Genomic DNA, 19,201 nt, shown 5'->3' with positions numbered 1-19,201 from the left:
ATGACTACTCATACCAAAGAAGCACTGTTCGAAGAACTGGCAAAAGGCGACAGCATGCGCCGTTGGGGCGCGGTACTGGCGCTAGGCCGCGATGTTGTCAACGAAGCGCTGCAGGCCCATTTCGTCGGACAGTTCGATCAGCGTGGTGGCCTGCCCATCATCTCGGGTGAGTATTTTATCGACCCCGCCACCCGTACTGAAAAGGTGGCCTTCGACAACCTGACGCTGGGCCCGCCACAGTTGTCTTTCAAAGGCGCCGTAGGGGTTTCGAACCAGGTGCGGGTGAGCATGGAGTTGCTCACCGGGGAGTGTGTTTCGTCGACGATCATGTCAGGAAACGTCGAGCAATTCAGAAGAAGCCATGTGCTGCAACTGGGCATGGGCTATCAATTCGAAGCATACGGGCACCTGAAAGTGCAGCCACACGCATACTTGGACAAGTTCCAGGTTGTGCTCGACCTTACCGATGCCAGCGAACCCAATTGCACGCTGGGTGGCAGTAGTACAGCTGCGCGGAAGATGGGGGCGTTCATCCTCGAACAGTTGCAGCACGAGTGGGTGATCGACAGCCCATTGCCGGTGCTGGAGTTCGATATTTTCGGGCATAGCGCCTTGTCCACCACACGCATCGACGTGGTTGCGCAGCAAGCACCCGCCGGGGCGGGCAGTGGTACTAGCCCAGACGACGATGGGGCACTGCTGTTGCTGATGCAATTGGTTGGCGGCGTCGATGCTGGCCAACCAGGCAGCCCCTTGCCTTATTTGTTGCCGCGCAAGAATGATACCGCCAACTACGGCAGTGCACTGTTGATCAGTCGGGAGTGTGCGCCGATTGCCAAGGATCGCCCAGCCGTAGCACTGGAGCAACTGATGTTGCCCGAAGCCAGCGCAGTCGTGCTGGAGGAGGAAGAGCATAACCCCCATGACATGATCGTTTTCGGCGATGTCAAAACCACTGCCTTCTCCCGTCAGCCGCAACCGCGCATTGGCAAAGTAGCCGCTGACAAAAGCGCCCTGTTCACGGTCGCGAATCAATCGTTGAAAGCCTGGACTGCCCTAGATGTGCACAACCCAGGCAATTCTGGTGAGATCGAAGCCGGTACTTACACGGCGCCGCCTGCAAGCATGTTTCCGTTTCGGCAGCGCCTGGTGAACATCAAGGCCCATTTTGACGATCTGCAGGAGGGGGTGAGCACGTCGGCTTTGGCGATCGCTACTTATGAAGACCTGGTCATTTCGCCGCGGGTAATCATCTGGGCCAAGGGCGACGATCCCGTCCGGTTGACCGCATCGCAGGGTGGGGGGCTAAGGTGGGAACCTGATGGCGACGAGTTCGGCATCATCGTGCAAGACCCTGAAGGCGACGACGAAACGCCGCACGCCATTTTCACCCCGTATACGCCCCCGGATGATCAACCCATTCGACTTCAGCGTATAAAAGTTACCAACGGGGGGAATGTCAGTGGCTACGCAACAGTGGTTATCCTCGCCATGCGCGCGCCGCTGCAGGTGCAACCCTTCTACGTGCCGAACATGCACGCTTCTGGCTCGCTAACGTTCGCCCTCACCGAACCGCGTACCGGGGAGGCTTCGGATGAGAAGTGGGGTGATCTTCCTGCCGTGTCAAGCGCAGCGTGGAAGCTGTATGGCAAAGGTGTGCTTGTAGACGGGGAGTACACCGCTCCGGCGTCGGACCCTGGTGAAGTCAGTGTGGTGGCGGGTGTTCATGGCGGCCAGGCTGGCATTGCTGTCATCGAGCATAATGTTCATGCGGGCCTGCTGAATTCAGTCGGCCCCCAGCGCTGGCTGGCGCTGAGTCAGTTCAAGCTGTTCCTTAACGACACATCGCGAAAAAAAGCCTGGGCAAATGGCAGGCAACAAGTGGGTGTCGATATCCACATCGAGACCAAACCCTTTCAAGATGAAGATGGCAACGAGATTTATGACCCGGTAAGTGATGCAGAGCTGGCAACGTTACAGCTTACTCATCGCAATGGTACACCGATCGAGTGGCTACCTGCCGATACCGAAGCCATCGTACCGGGTGAAGGACGCTGGGCTGCCAGCAAGTTTCGCAATCGCTTTGATTATCTGCCTGCTGGCGAAGGATTGGTTTCTGCAGAAGAGGCGCAAGAGGCGCAGGCGAGAAAGGACCGGTCAAAAGCGGTGGGGGTAAAGGGGAAGGAAGAAGCGTTGCGCATTGTAACGGTTTACCTTCAAACCACAGAAAGCGAAGTACGCTGGATTAAGGCTAAGTTTCAGAGCTATCGCGGTACCTGGTACGACTCTTATATAGAACATGCCGATGGTGATGGTGAGATAGAACTGGGTGGGCTGGTACCCAAGAGGCTGGATATCGGAGACCTGGAACCTTTTACAGCAAAGCGCGTGGCTCAAGAAAAAGGGTTTGACAAGGTGGATGAACGCGGAAACATCGTCGACCGTCATAACTATTGGCACTACACCACGGAGTATTGGACTTTGCGTGCCAGGGGGCAGCGCCTCTTTGTCGATGCACGCTTCGATCATATTTCAATGCTGAAGTACGAAAGTGAACAACTCGGTGAAACATTCGCCAGCTGTGTTGGCATTGCCTATGTGCCACGGATGCTGCCGGGGCGCGCCGCTGATCGACGCATTGAATACCAAGCTCACATGGAGCGGTTGGCCTTAAAGCAAACGGTTACACCTTTGAAACGAGAATTTTTAGCGAATGAGCATTTCACTGAAGGCACATTACTGGTAGTACTCGAACGCGTTTCGGACATGAATTACTGGTACGACCAGCCGGGTCTCAGGTGGCGTGAGGAACTGAACGGGCCGTTGAATTTCACCTTGATCGATAATTACGGAACTGAAAGCAACCTTCGTATCGACTGGGGACGGCGAGTGGACGATGGTATAGATCCGATTGATACCCGCAATTTCGTGCACTGGGAGTTTCGATGACGGCGGCTGTCCCTCACGAAGCTGCACCTTACTCAATATAGGTACGAAAGAATGACTACGAATTCGCTGGTGCATTCCAATGCGTTCAACTTCATGAGCTTTGTTGAAGGTGGCGTCGATCCACGCACAGGGCAATACAATGTATCGATAGCGTTGCCTGAGTTGGTGGCCAACCATTTGAACGGCCCCAACTTGCCCTTGCGCATTGGTTTCAACCCGATGAACCCCGAGGACTCAGGCTTTGGTGCTGGCTGGCGCTTGAATCTGAGCGAGTACGACCCGCAGAGCCAGATGCTCAGCCTGCACAGCGGCGAGCGTTACAAGGTGTTCGACAACGGCCCCGGCATGCAGGCAGTGATACCGGAGCGCAAGATTGACAGCTTTCATTTCGAGAATATTTCTGCTGGCGCAATCACCCTCTATCGCGTGGCACACAAGTCGGAAATGATCGAAGTGCTGGGGTTGCACGATGTGACCGAGGAGGGCCATTCCCCCGGAAAAGTGGCATTGCCCATCCGGGTGCTGACACCGACCGGGCATGGTATTACCTTGACATACGACCAGGTCAATGTGCCCTCGCCTATGCCGGGTATTCCAAGCAAGCGTTTGCCTTGCCTGGCCTCGGTAGAAGACGACAGCAAGCGCAAACTGCTGGAAATTAATTATTCGAACCTCAGCAAGGTACTGATAACGCTCAACCCAGGCACGGTGGCGGAGGCTGTCTATACACTGGAGCGCACCAACAGTGAGCTGGTCAAGGTTGTTTTGCCGACCGCGGACAAGGGGCGCTGGAGGTTCGACTACAAGAGAATCGGCACGGTACGTTGCATTGAACGTATGTGGACGCCGGTCAACGGCTTTGAAGAAGTCATCTACAAGGATGCTGGGCATACGCTGCCCGGCGTCGGCAGGACACTGCCTCATGTAGAGAGCCATCGGGTCACCCCTGGGGGCAACCAGCCGCAAGTGCGCACCGATTATGTGTTCAGCTCGAACAATTTCCTGGGCAACAACACCGGTATCTCCTGGGAAGATAACGGTGAAGACAACCTCTATAAAGCCACCGGCGCGGACTATCGCTACGACGGTACAGCCACGCACTACCAGGGTGACAAACCGGCGTACACGGTCAAGACGACATTCAACCGCTTCCACTTGATGATCGACCAGGTCACCACGCAGAACGATTGTATCGAAACCCAGACGCTCAAGTACCCGGAAGTTGCCAACCGCCAGTTCAAGGACCAGCCGAACAACTTCCAGCTGGTTGAGACAACCACTACTTCGTGGCGCAAGGGTTTGGGCGGCACTGCGCGGGAGCAGGTGGAAGTTACCCTTTACGACGAGCATGGCAACCTGAAGGAGAAAACCGAAGCCAACGGCAAGCGGACGGTGATGACGTACTACCCGGCCGCCGACGACCCGGAACGGTTCGTGCGTATGCTCAAGACCGAGGAAGTGATTCCGGGGCCTGGCGAACCGGATGCCGAAGCCAAAGCGTTGCGCAATGAGTACCGCTACCAGTTGGTTGCATCGCTGGATAAGGAAGGGCATGCACGCGGCGCGTCAGTGCGTAGCCATGAGCAGCAACTGCGCGTGAGCGATGGCGCGCTGTTGTCGGAGTTGGAAACCCCCCACCACGACGAGCCACTCAATGTGCTCGAGCATGGTCGCCCCCGTGAGCAAATGCTGACGGTCAATGGCAAAGTTACCCGTACTGAATACGCATACAGCGTGGTGTCGGTAGATGGCCACCCCGCAGTCCAGACTGAGGAAACCTTGACTGGCTTCGACCACGGCCTGCCTTTGCCTGTGCGAGAGTTGAAGCATGCCAAGGGGAAATTGGTGCGACACGCCCAGAAGGTCAACACCCTGCAGTACTCGGTACTGATCGGCGAACCGTTGCTCAACTACGACGACAATCAGGTGCAGATTGCCTACGTGTATGACGAACTGCGTCGCGTAACCCGCGAAACGGTCGACCCCAACGGCAAGTACAAGGCTTCACGCAATTACAGCTATTACTTGTCGTCCGATGGTCAACAGGCGTGGCAAATGCAGGCTGATGTGAAAGGGGTGCAAACATGGAGCTACGTGGACGGGCTAAACCGTGCCGTACGCGTCACGCGCCAGGACCCGGACTTTGGTCCCACCGCAAAAGCCAGGGAAGCAGAGCGGTTGAGTTACACGGCACGCTATGACGCGCTTGGCAATTTGGTGCAGGAAGTCGAGTACGACTGGCTTGAGCTGAAGAACTTGCCGTTGATCACCCTGTATGAGTATGACGACTGGCGTCAGCGCAGCAGTGAAATGGGGCCGGACAAAGTGCGTGTCTGCACGCAGACCGACCCGGTGGGGCTGCCGGACCGCTTGGGGCCGATACGCAAGGAGTGGCGCGAGTCCCTCAAACGCAAGCTCTTGACCGGCACTACCGTTACCCGGCTGAACCTGTTCGACCAACCTGTGGATGTCGAACGCCTAGACAGTAAAGGTGCGAGTGTGAGTTTGCACCAGTATTTCTACGATGGTTTGGGGCGCACGGTGCGTGAAGTGGATGCGCGGGGTTATGAAACGCGCACCACCTACGATGAGTTTGACAGGCAAGTGGACCAGAGGCTACCTGACGGTTCGGTGGTACACCGTGACTATGCGTCGCACAGCAAGAGTGATCTGCCGACCTTGATCAAAGTGCTCGACAGCACCGATGGCCGCGATCACGAACTGGGTACACAGACCTTCGATGGCCTGGACCGCATGATCGAGTCGGTAACCGGCGGGCGCCAGCGCACCATGTTGTATGCCGGCGGGCAGCGCCAGCCAGAAACGGTCGTTACACCCGCAGGTAACTCCATCGACTACGAGTACATTCCGCAGTTGGGGGAAGAGCCGCTGAGCCGCAGCACAGTAGGCAAGAATGCCAGCTACACGTACGACGAGCAAAATGCCCGTCTGATGCACTGCACCGAGGATGAGGAGACACTGGAACGTGAATATTTCAGTACCGGTGAACTGAAAGTCGAAAGGCGCAAGCGCAGCGACGAAGAAGAACCCTATGAAATGGTGTACGTGCACAGCTTGAAAGGGCGCCTGGTCAGATATACCGATGTACTGGGTAAAACCCAGTCATATGAGTACAACCCGTTCGGCCAATTGCAACAGACCAGCCTGGAGAATGTCACCAGCACCTTCAACTATGACGCGCTGGGCAGAACCGCCAGTATCCTTACGGAAACGGAGGACGAGGACGGGACCGTGCGCAGCTTGAAGACCGAACTGTTCTATGACGAGTTTGATCGCGAAATCCGTCGTCGCTTCGACTTTGGCAACGCGGTACAGACCTTGGTACAAACCTATAACAAAGTGGATGGCATCGAGAGCAAGACGCTGACGGAAGGTGAACAGGATGGCAAGCCATTGCGCCATGAAACCTTCGAATACGACGAGCGCGCAAGGCTGTCCAAGTACACCTGTGTCGGTGAAAGCGAATATGTACCTGTCGATCCGTATGGTAACAAGATAGACAGCCAGCTGTTCCGCTTCGATGGACGCGACAACATCACTCGGGTCAGGACCGCTTTCGAAGGTGGCAGGCTTGATGCCGAGTATCTGTTCACCAATACGCGAGATCCGGTGCAATTGATGGGCATTGAACTGGCGTGGTCTGAGGGGGGGGGACAAGAGGGTGCAGAACAAGAAACGTATTACAAGCGGGAGTTTATCGAGTTGGTCTACGATCCTGACGGCAATCTGATTAAAGATGAAGAAAAGCGTCAGTTGACCTATGACCCAATGGGGCGCCTGGCGCAGGTGCATGTGCCTGCGCAAGGCATTACTGCCAACTATGGGTACGACCCGCTGGACCGCTTGGCGTCACAGGATTCTTGATCCGGTCAGTGGGTTAGTTGATTGTTTAAAGTATGCCAAGTCCTGCACATGTGCATAATGCTGTTCACTTGAGCAATTGGTGCCGCTCTGCGGCCCATCGCAGGCAAGCCAGCTCCTGCAGGTACAGCGCAGATTTGAAGATGTGCGCGGTCCTGTAGGCGCTGGCTTGCCTGTTTGGGACAAGTATTTAGTGTCAACTGATAAAAATGCCAGTTTCGCGGTTGGCCAGTGAGTGATTAACTCTGGTCTGGGTGAGTGTTGCACTTATAATTGGCATCGGCCACGACAGGTGAGACCATGAGCAAACAAGGCAGACCCTATGCAAGTGCTGAGAAAACGCGTCAGGAAGTAAGGCGTGATCGGGCAACAAGGCTGAATGTCGATGCGCTTCAAAAGCCGGGCATAAACGCGGCCCTGCTGGCGGACCCCCTCGATGGTACGGTGTTCAGCGCGGTGTTGACTGATGCTTCCAGGTCTCTTGATATGACCATTGAAGCTTGGCCATCGCTGGTGTCCACGCCACCTGGCTTCTTTGATACTCTAGAGATCTACCACGCAAGCGCGAACGGTACACAAACATTACTCTCAAGTGAACAGTACACCGGGTCGGATGTTGACTCTTTTCCGTTGACGGTTACGATAAGTAAAGAGCAGATCGAGAGTTGGGTGGATGGTTTGCAGGTCTTTAGTTACAAGGTGCTTCCGTTCAACGGTTCGCCAGCGACAGAGTCTGAAACACTGAATTTGATATTTGACCGCGTGCCGCCGTATGGCAATATTGTACCTGTGGCCATGCCTGCGCTGGGTTATGATGTCACCGATAATAATATTGATACGGTTATTGTCACCTTGCCGGATTACGATACCTATGCAGCAGGTGACAAGGTCTATGTCTATTGGTTAAACCATGTACCTGATGATCCGGGCCTGGTTGTGCACGTTGTCACAGATACGGTCGATGCCTTACCGAAATCATTGACGGTGCCCAGGGCCGAAATCGAGGCGGTCGGGGATGGCGGCGTCTATGTGCTTTATGTGCTGGTGGACAAAGCCGGTAATATCAGCAGGCTGTCAATGCCTTTGGCTGTGGGCGTGGCGATAGGCCCCCTGCCTGGCGGGCTGCAGGATCCGGTAGTGCCATTGGCGGCTGATGGCCTGATTGATCAGGAAGACGCCTGGACCGGGGTCGTGGTGCAAGTTCCATCATTCGAGAACTGCAAACCTACGGATTGGGTGGAAGTTACCTGGGGTACGCTGGCGTTGGGGTGGCGAGAGGTGGGTAATGCCCCGAGATTTCCACTTGAATTTACCCTGTCGGGGGCGCAATTGTGGGAACAGTATGGTGCAGCGAGCACGGGGGACAGGGTAACCAATGTCAGTTATGCAGTGCGCCGTGGTACCGTTCCTCAGGGCGACAAGGCAATTGATGTAAACGTCAACCTGGAAGTCGTGGGGCCTGTCGATCCCATTGTTGATCCTGAATGGCCGGACCCGGTCAATCCAAGGCTGAAGTTTATGGTAAATCAGATATCAAGAATAAGCTGGTGCCGGCTGATGAGGGGGAAGATGCTGCTGTCAAAGTGGTAGTCGATGCAACCCTGAAAGAAAATGACGTAATCAGATTTTATTGGGAAGATGTGCACATAGAAGAAGCTGACCATACGGTTGTGGCGGCGGAGATTGATAATGAAATAGCAGAAACTATTCCGTGGGCCTATATCGATGCCAGGAATAACGGAAGTGTTCCGCTGCATTATGTGGTTGAGCGTCCGGATGTGCCCAACCGCGCCAAATCGACGCCAACCATTGTCGAGGTTGAAGCAATCGTCTTGCGTCCGGATGCACCTGAATTCCTGGGGGGGAATACCAGTAATCCTGTCGGGTGGCTGACGTGCAACGCCTTGTACGATGATGCAAACCCCAGCCCGCTGGACCCGGCAATCCGGGTTCTGGTGAAAGACCTGCGTCGCTACGGTTTGAAGGTTGGGGATACAGTGACCTTTCACTGGTATGCCGTACATGGGTTTGAGGGTGAAGCAATAATCGACGACACGGTATTCGACGACCCGGTCGTGCTTGCAGAGGCTGATCTCGATCAACTGGTATGGCGTGTGCAACCTTACACCGACTACATTCTTCCAATTTTCAACTATAACGCCACGCTGCATGAGGGGCGTGGGCGTGTGACTTACAGTTTTGATCTGGACGGCACAGCCATCACCTCAGAACAGGTGGAACAAATAGTTTCCATGCATGACGCCGCGGGTAGCTGTCCGCTTCGGCCCTGAGCGGAGTTTGAAAGAAGCTGGCCAGTTTTTGTCTGCTGAGATCTTCACGCATTGCTTGAGGGGTTTTCCTACAGAGTTATGGGAAATCTCTCGGTAATCTTGTCGGTGATTGCTTGATAATTCGACATAAGAGAGGTCATGAAGTCGATGAAGAATGTGCGCAAACTCTTGCTAAGCCCAATGGCTCAAGCAGTGCGCCTGGCGCCGTTATTACTCTTGGCCAGCCCCGTTGCCGTGGCAGTGACTGTCGTCGATGGCACGCGTGATATCGACAATACTGTTCCGCTTGACAGTTACCGCCTGAACGCCAACGCCCGGCTCAATGCGACGGGGGCGTCGATGCGTGAAATAAATGTAGGCGCTGGGGCACAATTGAACATGCAAGCAAGCACGATCGAGGCAACTGGGGCTGATGGCATTGCGCTGGTCTCAGGTGCATCGGCCAGTGTGGCTGGTGATTCGCGAGTGGTCAGTAACCGTTTTGGCTTGCGCTTGCAGCGCAGTGACACTGCCGGCTCTTCGGCTCTGGTTTCAGACAGCTATGTCGAGGGGGGCGCTGCAGGCGCGCTGGTGTCTGCTGCCTCGGGTTTGACCCTGCAACGCAGCACCTTGGTGGGTAGTGGAACTGCAGCAGCAGCGCAGTTGTTTGGCAATGCCGAACTGAGCGCGCAAGACAGTTCGATCGTGGGGGCCAGCGACGGTTTGCTTGTGCTTGCCGATCCCGCTTTCACGGGGCCTGCAAAGGTGACTTTGGTGGGGACCACAGTTGAAGGCCAGGACGGTTCGGCAATTGTGGTGGGTAACGCCTTGATCGGCCCGGCCAAAGCGGAAATCATCGTTGCTGGTGGTTCCAGCCTGGTGGCAAGCAATGGCATCTTGCTGGACGTGGTAGGCGGTTCCGAAGCCACCATGACCGTAGACAGCAGCCATCTGGTAGGCGATGTACGTGCAGAGGCGGGTTCTACGGCCTCGCTGACGCTGGACCACCAGGCCAGCCTGACCGGCAGGCTGCAGAATGTGGCCGGGTTGACGTTGAACAACCAGGCCCGCTGGAACATGGTGGAGGACAGCCAGGTCGGTAGCCTGGCGCTGAATGGCGGCGTGGTCAACTTTGGGGAGCCTGCGCAGTATCAGCGGCTCACGCTTGGCACGTTGGCCGGCAACGGCACTTTCGTCATGGATGCCGATTTCAGTACTGGCGAGTCCGACTTCCTGGAAGTGGGTAACGCCACTGGCAGTCATAGCCTGCTGGTGAGCAGCAGTGGCGCGGACCCGCAGACTGAAAACCAGATCCACCTGGTGCATGCGGCGGCAGGTGATGCCAGTTTCTCTTTACCCAACGGCGCGGTGGATCTGGGGGCATTCTCGTACGAATTGGTCCAGCAAGGTGGCGATTGGTACCTTGACGGCTCGCGCAAGGTCATCAGCCCGGGCACCGCTTCAGCGTTGGCGCTGTTCAACACCGCCCCCACCGTGTGGTACGGCGAGTTGACCACGTTGCGCAGCCGCATGGGCGAGTTGCGCCTGGATGAGCGTAAATCCGGTGCTTGGGTCAGGGCCTACGGTAACAAGTACAACGTATCGGACAGTGCCGGCAGCCCTTACAGCCAGGTTCAACGTGGCTTCTCGATCGGTGCCGACGCGCCGTTGCCGGTGGGGGGTGGTCAGTGGCTGGTCGGCGTAATGGCGGGTCATAGTTCGTCAGATCTCGACCTGATTCGCGGGAGTTCTGCCGAGGTCAAAAGTTACTACCTCGGGCTCTATGCTACCTGGCTGGATGCTCAAAGCGGCTATTACTTCGATGGCGTGGTAAAGGCTAACCGCTTCGATAACAGCGCCAAGGTCGAGCTCAGTGACGGCAAGCGTAGCAAAGGCGATTTCAACAACCTGGGCGTTGGGGTATCTGCAGAGTTCGGACGCAACATCGACCTTGGCCAAGGTTATTACATAGAGCCCTTCACCCAGTGGTCCGCGGTTTCGATCCAGGGTAAGGACTATGACCTGGACAATGGCCTGCAAGCGCGCGGTGACGACACGCGGTCCGTGCTGGGCAAGGCGGGGGCAACCGTGGGGCGTACGCTGCAACTTGATAATGGACAGCAAGTACAGCCCTATGTACGGCTTGCCTATGCCCATGAGTTCATTCGCAGTAATGAAGTGAAGGTCAATGACCATCGGTTCGATAACGACTTGTCGGGCTCTCGGGCCGAAATGGGCATGGGGGTGGCCATCAGTTTGAATGAGCGCATGCAGTTGCATGCCGACTTCGATTACGCCAATGGGGAGAAAATCGAGCAGCCTTGGGGCGCGAACGTGGGGCTTCACTACAGCTGGTAGGTAACAAACAAAAGGAAGGCCCGAGCCTTCCTTTTTTGTGGGTGGCACAAAGTGAGGATGCTGTGATGCGCATTATTCAAAACTGGCTGCGTGCGCGTTGGCCTGGCGTATTTGGGGCTAATCAACTGGAGCCACCGATGGCACCGATGGCGCTACCGGATATCCCAGGTGGCGAGTCAGGCCTGTTGCCGCTTTCGATTCTGGATAAGCCCGTCAGGATTGAGGTGCCGATGTGGCCAATCTCCAACCCGACCCCAACCACTCCCGAAGTGCTATGGCTGTACTGGGACGACACGCAGGTGGATGAAAAGCGCTGGGAAGCTGCCATCCCTGAAGATGAACTGTTTGTAGAGGCCCCGGTTTCTGTCTTGCAGCATGGTTCTGTAGCAGTTACTTACCAGGTGCAGAGTTACAATGGCGTTATTACAGCCTCCCGGTCTTTGACTTTGACAATAGACAGGGTGTCTCCGGTATTGGGAGGCGATGAGGGGCTTTTGCTGTTTGATGAAGAGGTCACGCGTGAGGGTGTGACAGCGCGCTATCTGGAGAAGCATGAAAACATCTTGCTCGCTGAGTTGCCACCCTACGAAAGGCCCAGTGTTGGCGATGTGATCAGTTATTACTGGGATGACCAGCCATTTGCCAACGACTTGATGGGGGAACTCACTGTCACCAGGGAGGCGCTTGACCAGACGATCTACTTGCCAATTGATGGTGATGAAATCAGAAAACGTGGCGATGGCCAGCGCTATGTCCATTACCAGATTCGCGACCGGGCGGGTAACGTAAGTGCGCGCTCCAGGCCAGCTGTGCTGGAAGTCGACGCCGAGCCCATTCCCAGAAACCTGCCGTGGCTTATCGTGCCCCAGGCTAGCGGTGCCGGGGGGGATCTGTCGCTGAAGCTGGATGATTATGTAGCCCCCTTGGTGGTGATCGTGCCGGCAGATGCAGTTGTCTACCCGGACGAGGTGATCTCCGTGCAGTGGGGGGTGCCGGGTGATCATGGTTATTACACCACGTCAGAGCCGGAGGAGGGAACGGATGACCGGTTTCTGATTCCAGAGCGTAGTGTGTTGGCATACAGCAAGCGCACGCTGGAAGTGGGGTATTGGGTGCGTGATGGAAAAGACGATTTTCCCGGCATGCCGTGTAGCCTGAAAGTGACCGAATTCGATAAAGGTGGGTTGCCCTTGGTAAAGCTGGAGGGGGCCGATTCAAACGGGTTCAGCCTGGGCGCGGCGCCAGAGCGGGTGCCTGTCAGCCTGGGTACGTGGAGGGGCATTGCCGTGGGGCAGCGGGTCAATATCACGGTAACGGGCGTGCTACAGAGCGGGGCAGATGCTCCTCCTTGCAATGTCCTAACCGCCCATAGGGTGACAGAGGCACAAGTGAGGCAGGGCATTGGCGCGAACAAGGATGTGACCCTGCCCAAAGCCTTCCTTGCAACGCTCCGGCGTGGCGAGACGTTCACGTTTCATGTCGAGACCAGTTTCGACGACGGTACGACGTGGGTCGAATTTCCGCGCTACAGCCCTAAACTCATTGCGTGAGCGACCTTCACCGACGCTCCACCGATCGGGACAGTTCGGGCGTGAGGCCACCGTAGTCATTGATGGTCGTGAACTCGACCTTCAGGCCGTCCTGCGCGGTTGCGTTTTTGAGGGGGTAGGTTTGCCTGCCCATGGGGATGGCCATCTTTCTGGCATCGATTTTCTCGCTGCCCTTGGCGCTGCGCAGGGTCAACTGGTTGAAGGTGAAGTAGTAAGGGGAGGGGTTGTCCACTACCAGGTGAGGCTTGCCTTCGAGTGTTTGCACTGACCAGTCCAGGTTCTGCAGGTCGTCTTGTGGGCGACCTTTGAGCTGGATTGGGCGGTAGAAGACCTTGATGCGGGTGCGCAGGGCGATGGTCAGGGTATTGTTCGGTGTGTCGTCCGCCTGGGGTATTTCCTGCAGGTTGAAGTAGAACACCGATTCACGGTCCTGGGGCAGGTCGTTGGGCAGGCGGTTGAACTGCACCGTCTGTTCGCCGGCCGGATCGATGCGAAACAATGCAGGTGTGGCGATCAAGGGCACCGCGGTGGTGTTGTCATCTGCCTCTGTATTGATCCAGGCCTGCGCCGCATAGGGGCGCTGGCTGGGGTTGGCGACCACGATGCTGGTGCTTTGCCGGTCGCTGGGCTGGATGACTCGAGTTGAACTGATGGTGAGTGCAGCGTGGGCACTGGCTTGGATGAGTAAGGCAAGGCAGGTGCCGATTGCCAGGGCAAGCCCGGAGGCAATGGAGGTGGGGCGGGGCATGGGCATGTCTCTTTGCTGCATTTTGCAGGGGGCTCCAGGTGCGTCCGCAGAAGTGCCTGGAGCGCAACGTATTACTTGATCTCTACCGAGAAAGTTACTTCCGATGCCGCGTCGCCTTCAGTTACGTTCGCTGCGGTGGACTGATACATGGCGTAGAACAGCATGTCGGTGGGTTTGGTAGTGTCGAGTGCGTAGGCAGCCGATTCCTGGTCCGGTGCCAGGTTCGTCAGGCTTTTATCCTGGATGGCGAGTGCCAGCCCGCTAGCGCCGCCCGGGCGCAGTGAATAGAGGTCGGTACCCTCAGGCCCGTAGATCGCCGAGAAGGTGACATAGCCTTCTTCGCTTGGATTGATGGTGCAACTACCGTCTGGGGTAACGCGCAGGGCGAACGGAATATGGCGTGTCCGTTTGCCTATGGTTTCGAAGTAGCTTGGGTGATAGCTCCCGACCACTACGCGGGGCAGGATGCCGCCGCCAGTGCCCGGTTCCACCACCTCGATAGGGCAGGTGCCACCTGGGGTGATGGTGCCGTGGAAGTTGATGTTGCCGGTGTTTGCAAATGTTGCAGTGCTCGCCAGGCCCATGGCGAGGGCGATAATGGTGCGTTTCATTAGCTATATCCTGATGTTGGGAAGCGTTCGAGCATGCATGACCATGCTCGGTCGGCAGGATATTCCGGGCGGCGTTTCGGGGCTGTAGGATAACCCCACAGCCTATGCGGGAAGACCGGACACAACCGGGCGCGCGGCGCACCACGCCGGTCGGTCGAATTGTTCGGCGTGCAGGCTCAGTGTTGCGTGTTACCGCCAGCTTGGCCCAGCAACTGCTTCTGCTGGTGCCAGTCAAATGCTTCGCCGTTTTGCTCGGCCTCGTAACGGCGCTCTTCCAGCTGCTGGTACAGGTCCAGCTCCTGGTCAGGCATGAAGTGCAGGCAGTCGCCGCCGAAGAACCACAACAGATCGCGCGGTAGCAGGTGGGCAATTTGCGGGTAGCGCTGGATCACCTGGCACATCAGGTCCTGGCCCAGATACTGACTCTGCAGCGGGTCTTGCGGCAGCAGGGTAAGCAATTCGTCAAAACGCTCGAGGAACAGGGCGTGGCTTTCCTCCGATACCTGCTCGGCCTCACCCAGCGCCACCAGGATGGTGCGCAGGTGGTTCAGCAGTTGCAGGTGGTACTCCAGGTGGGGATTGGCCATGGGGTGATCCTTGGGGTGATTTAAGCGGGGCAGGAGTATACGCCGGTTTTGCACCTGGTGTGGAAGGTCGTCCAGTTCAGAGCACCTCGCAGTGCATGTGTCTGTCAGCGTAAGAAAGTTATGCGCGAAAAGAGGGCGAGCCCCAGTTTTGCACACCAGAATCAACGCCAATCTGTCTGCCCATGATGCATCTCTAACTAGCAGTTCTGCCAGGTGCGCGCAGGCCCGCGTTGATTTAGATTCAAGCCAGAACAACGACGCGGCCTGTGCAGGTGGCGGTCGCTGTCGAAGATATACAATATTCCGAGCGAGGTCAGCATCATGGAAAAGGACAACACCCCAAAGCAGAGCGGTTCGATCATCTTCTGGGCGCCCGAAAACAAAAACAGTGCGTTCACTGTGCCGGCAGAAGGAAGTGGCAAGCAGGACGCGAAGACAGTTACCACCGACTACAGTTTAATCGAGATGAGCGACATTCCATCTGCCTCGACCATCAGTTTTTACTATGTATACCCGATAACAGGAGCGGTTTCTTATATCGTTCTACTCAGCACTCATAACCCCACGTCGCTTAACCGTACCGAATACAGCTATCTGCTCAATAGTTATTCACCTGGCGATTTTATCAATGAGGCCCTTGGCTTGAAAATGATTGACAAAATGGACGGTCCATCCGGTGGCGACGATTTACCCTCCTTAATACATTGCGTGATTAGCGTTTCAAAATCGCCACCCAGCGAGTGAGCCAAACTGAAACACGGGACTGCAGGTGCGCGTCACGCTTGAACCACCAAGTGCGTGACGGCCAGCCTTGACGACGAGCCGCACCTGGAGGGTCATCAATCAGCGCACTTTGCCTGCTTGCGGCAGTAGCTGCTCCTTGTCGAACGCGTCCACATCGATCACCTTGCGACGTGCCTGCTCCGCGTCACGCAATCGCTGCGCGTCAACGGGTTGTACTATCCCATGTTCGGCTGCCGCATCGATAGCCGATTGCCCGGGAGCCACTCGAACCTGGCCTTTCTTGACTGCCTGATGCAGCGCCTGGCGCACCGGCACTGCGGCATCCAGCAACTCACATGCTCTTTGCAGCGCCGCAACCGGGTCGCTGTCGGCCGTCGGCCGGAAACAGCCTGCCAGCAATTCTTCCAATGCCGGATCGCCTTTGTTGCGCCCTATCAAGGCCGCCACCTCGGCATCCAGTTCATCGCTTGGCCCGGTGTGTCGGCGGCCGAACGGAAACACCAGCACTCGCAGCGCGCAGCCCACGAAGCGATTGGGGAAGTTGTCGAGCAGCCGGTCCAGGGCTGTCTCTGCCTGGCCGAGGCTTTCTTCCATCGCCCAGCGCAGCAGCGGGCGCATGTGCTCTGGCGAACCCAGATCGTGATAGCGCTTGAGTGCAGCGCTGGAGAGGTAAAGGTAGCTCAACACGTCACCCAGCCGCGCACTGAGGCGTTCGCGGCGCTTGAGCGCCCCGCCGAGCAGCATCATCGACAGGTCGGCCAGCATGGCAAACGCCGCGGCCTGGCGGTTCAGTGCATGGAAATACCCCTGGCTCAAGGCATCGCCGGGCACCTTCTGCAGGCGGCCGAGGCCGATGCCGTGAATGAACGTGCTGGCCGCATTGCCGGCGGCGAACATGATGTGTTTCATCAGCAGGTCGTCGAATTCGCGCAGTGCTTGGTCGTGGTCCTGGCGGCCAGCCAGGGCCATTTCCCTGAGCACGAACGGATGGCAACGGATCGCGCCCTGGCCGAAGATCATCAGGTTGCGCGAAAGGATGTTCGCGCCCTCCACGGTGATGAAGATCGGCGCCCCTTGCCAGTTGCGGCCCAGGTAGTTGTTGGGGCCCATGATGATGCCCTTGCCGCCATGCACGTCCATGGCGTGCTGGATGCATTCGCGGCCACGCTCGGTCAGGTGGTACTTGAGGATCGCCGACAGCACCGAGGGCTTCTCGCCCAGGTCGACGGCCTTGGCGGTCAGCAGCCGGGCGCTGTCCATCAGCCAGGCGTTGCCGCCGATGCGTGCCAGCGATTCCTGAATGCCCTCGAAGGCCGCCAGTGGGACGTTGAACTGCTCGCGGATGTTGGCGTACTGGCCGGTGACCAGGCTGGTGTACTTGGCCGCGCCGGTGCCCACCGCTGGCAGTGAGATGGAGCGACCAACCGACAGGCAGTTCATCAGCATCATCCAGCCTTTGCCGAGCATGGCCTGGCCGCCGATGAGGAAGCTCAGCGGCACGAACACGTCCTTGCCGCTGTTGGGGCCGTTCATGAAGGCTGCGCCCAGCGGCAGGTGGCGCTTGCCGATTTCCACACCAGGGGTGTCGGTGGGGATCAGCGCCAGGCTGATGCCCAGCTCTTCGTTCTCGCCCAGCAGATGGTCAGGGTCATAGGCCTTGAAGGCCAAGCCGAGGAGGGTGGCGACCGGGCCCAGGGTGATATAGCGCTTTTCCCAGTTCAGGCGCAGACCGAGGACTTCCTCGCCCTGCCACTGGCCTTTGCAGATGACCCCGGTGTCGGGCATGGCGCCTGCGTCGGAGCCGGCCAGCGGGCCGGTGAGGGCGAAGCAGGGGATCTCGTCGCCACGGGCCAGGCGTGGCAGGTAGTGGTTGCGTTGTTCGTCGGTGCCGTAGTGCAGCAGCAGTTCGGCCGGGCCGAGGGAGTTGGGCACCATCACGGTCGACGCCAGGTCACCGCTGCGGGTGGCCAGTTTCATGGCGACCTGGGAGTGGGCATAGGCGCTGAAGCCTTTGCCGCCATATTCCTTGGGGATGATCAGGGCGAAAAATCCGTTCTGCTTGATGTGCGCCCAAGCCTCGGGAGGCAGGTCCATGTCCTGGCCAATCTGCCAGTCGCTGACCATGGCGCACAGTTCCTCGGTCGGGCCGTCAATGAAAACCTGTTCCTCCTCGGTCAGCTTCGGTGCCGGGTAGCTGAGTAATGTGCGCCAGTCCGGGCGGCCGCTGAACAGCTCGCCATCCCACCACACGGTGCCGGCGTCAATGGCTTCGCGCTCGGTCTGCGACATGGGTGGCAGGGTACGCTGGAACCAGCTGAACACGCGCCCGGTGAATACCTTGCGGCGCCAGTCTGGCAGCGCCACCAGGCCGACCTTCAGCGCCAGCACGATCCAGATCAGCGCCAACAGCCAGCCGGGCGCGCTGCTGAAGATGCCCATCAGCAGCACGTAGGCTGCGATGGCGCCGAGAATCTGCAAGGGCGCCAGGCGCCGGTGGGTGAGATACGCCGCGCCGATTACCAGCACCACCAACCACAACAGCAACATAATCGGTCCTCCTTGGAACCAAGGGCTTGAGCCGTCCCGGATAGCTTAGACGCATCGTTGTGAACGGCAGGTTCAAAACAGTGACAGGGTGTGGCAGTAGGAGTTTCAGTGCAGTGTTCGCCTGTGCCGGCATCGTCGCGGGTAAATCCGCTCCCACACGATCAACACAGCCTTCTGATTCTGCGCATCCCTGCAGGAGCGGGTTTACCCGCGAAGAGGCCGGTACAGGCGATAAAACTCTGGAGTAGACTGTGCCACCCTCCCGCATTCATAAGGACGTCGTCATGCTGAAGATCTGGGGCCGCAAGAATTCGAGCAATGTACGCAAGGCACTGTGGATCGCCCACGAACTGGGCCTGGACTTCGAGTCGATCGACGCCGGTGGTGCCTTTGGCGTGGTCAACGAGCCGCACTACCGCGCCCGCAACCCCAACGGCCTGGTGCCGATGCTCGAAGACGGCGACCTGACCCTGTGGGAGTCCAACGCCATCGTCCGCTACCTGTGCGCCGAATACGGCGCCGAGCAGGGCTGGTACCTGGAAGACCCACGCCAGCGCGCCCTGGCCGACAAGTGGATGGACTGGACCACCTCGTCCTTCGCCGCGCCGTTCCGCCCGTTGTTCTGGGGCTTGCTGCGCACCCCGGAAGACCAGCGCGACTGGGTGGCAATCAATGCCGCGCACAAGCAATGTGCCGAGCTGCTGGCCATGGCAGATGCAACCCTGGCCACCCAGCCGTACCTGTCCGGTGACCAGATCGGCATGGGAGACATCCCACTGGGCAGCTTCGTCTACGCCTGGTTCGAAATGCCCATCGAGCGCCCGGCCATGCATAACCTGGAAGCCTGGTACGAACGCCTGAAGGCACGCCCTGCCTACCAGGCCGCGGTGATGACCGCGCTGACCTGACCTTGCTTCGATAGTCATTATCAATACATGTGACTGTACTTGTGCGG

At 57.7% G+C, this 19,201-nt stretch carries 12 protein-coding genes; 8 read left to right on the top strand and 4 right to left on the bottom strand.

Annotated elements, in window-relative coordinates; all coding sequences use genetic code 11:
- The 6 genes from ACIPW4_RS14795 to ACIPW4_RS14770 all read left to right on the top strand — a co-directional run bounded on the left by ACIPW4_RS14795 (nt 1) and on the right by ACIPW4_RS14770 (nt 13,009).
- Nucleotides 1-2,949 carry a hypothetical protein gene (locus ACIPW4_RS14795; protein WP_400658955.1) on the top strand — a complete coding sequence of 983 codons (2,949 nt, stop codon included), beginning with the start codon at nt 1-3 and terminating at the stop codon, nt 2,947-2,949.
- A gap of 51 nt (nt 2,950-3,000) precedes the next feature.
- Nucleotides 3,001-6,834 (top strand): sugar-binding protein, encoded by a 3,834-nt coding sequence (locus ACIPW4_RS14790; protein ID WP_400658954.1) that lies wholly within the window; start codon nt 3,001-3,003, stop codon nt 6,832-6,834.
- A gap of 297 nt (nt 6,835-7,131) precedes the next feature.
- Nucleotides 7,132-8,421: a hypothetical protein gene (locus ACIPW4_RS14785; RefSeq protein ID WP_400658953.1), complete on the top strand. Its 1,290-nt coding sequence runs from the start codon at nt 7,132-7,134 to the stop codon at nt 8,419-8,421.
- Complete coding sequence (locus tag ACIPW4_RS14780) at nt 8,379-9,122, top strand: hypothetical protein (RefSeq protein WP_400658952.1); 744 nt, start codon at nt 8,379-8,381, stop codon at nt 9,120-9,122. The genes ACIPW4_RS14785 and ACIPW4_RS14780 overlap by 43 nt, the downstream gene beginning before the upstream one ends.
- A 147-nt stretch (nt 9,123-9,269) precedes the next feature.
- A complete protein-coding gene (locus ACIPW4_RS14775) occupies nt 9,270-11,459 on the top strand; it encodes an autotransporter outer membrane beta-barrel domain-containing protein (protein ID WP_400659155.1) in 2,190 nt (729 codons plus the stop codon).
- 65 nt (nt 11,460-11,524) lie between these two features.
- Nucleotides 11,525-13,009 (top strand): hypothetical protein, encoded by a 1,485-nt coding sequence (locus ACIPW4_RS14770; RefSeq protein WP_400658951.1) that lies wholly within the window; start codon nt 11,525-11,527, stop codon nt 13,007-13,009.
- A gap of 7 nt (nt 13,010-13,016) precedes the next feature.
- Here the strand turns inward: ACIPW4_RS14770 and ACIPW4_RS14765 are convergent, their stop codons facing one another.
- From ACIPW4_RS14765 to ACIPW4_RS14755, 3 genes are all read right to left on the bottom strand, one after another.
- Nucleotides 13,017-13,757 carry a molecular chaperone gene (locus ACIPW4_RS14765; RefSeq protein WP_400658950.1) on the bottom strand — a complete coding sequence of 247 codons (741 nt, stop codon included), beginning with the start codon at nt 13,755-13,757 and terminating at the stop codon, nt 13,017-13,019.
- A gap of 71 nt (nt 13,758-13,828) precedes the next feature.
- Entirely contained in the window at nt 13,829-14,368 is a 540-nt protein-coding gene (locus ACIPW4_RS14760; protein WP_400658949.1) for a fimbrial protein, read from the bottom strand.
- Nucleotides 14,369-14,544: 176 nt separating this feature from the next.
- Nucleotides 14,545-14,955 carry a PA2817 family protein gene (locus tag ACIPW4_RS14755; RefSeq protein ID WP_400658947.1) on the bottom strand — a complete coding sequence of 137 codons (411 nt, stop codon included), beginning with the start codon at nt 14,953-14,955 and terminating at the stop codon, nt 14,545-14,547.
- A gap of 321 nt (nt 14,956-15,276) precedes the next feature.
- On the opposite strand from ACIPW4_RS14755, the gene ACIPW4_RS14750 reads away from it, so the two are divergent.
- Nucleotides 15,277-15,699, top strand: a complete 423-nt coding sequence (locus tag ACIPW4_RS14750; RefSeq protein ID WP_400658945.1) for a hypothetical protein — start codon at nt 15,277-15,279, stop codon at nt 15,697-15,699.
- A 99-nt stretch (nt 15,700-15,798) separates the two neighbouring features.
- Here ACIPW4_RS14750 and ACIPW4_RS14745 read toward each other — a convergent pair whose 3' ends face one another.
- Nucleotides 15,799-18,246 (bottom strand): acyl-CoA dehydrogenase, encoded by a 2,448-nt coding sequence (locus ACIPW4_RS14745; RefSeq protein ID WP_400658943.1) that lies wholly within the window; start codon nt 18,244-18,246, stop codon nt 15,799-15,801.
- 284 nt (nt 18,247-18,530) lie between these two features.
- On the opposite strand from ACIPW4_RS14745, the gene ACIPW4_RS14740 reads away from it, so the two are divergent.
- Nucleotides 18,531-19,154 (top strand): glutathione S-transferase, encoded by a 624-nt coding sequence (locus ACIPW4_RS14740; protein ID WP_400658941.1) that lies wholly within the window; start codon nt 18,531-18,533, stop codon nt 19,152-19,154.
- The last annotated feature ends 47 nt before the right edge of the window (nt 19,155-19,201 follow it).

Source organism: Pseudomonas sp. NPDC089996 (assembly GCF_044748405.1).
Classification (GTDB): domain Bacteria; phylum Pseudomonadota; class Gammaproteobacteria; order Pseudomonadales; family Pseudomonadaceae; genus Aquipseudomonas.
This window is presented reverse-complemented; position numbering and strand designations above follow the sequence as displayed.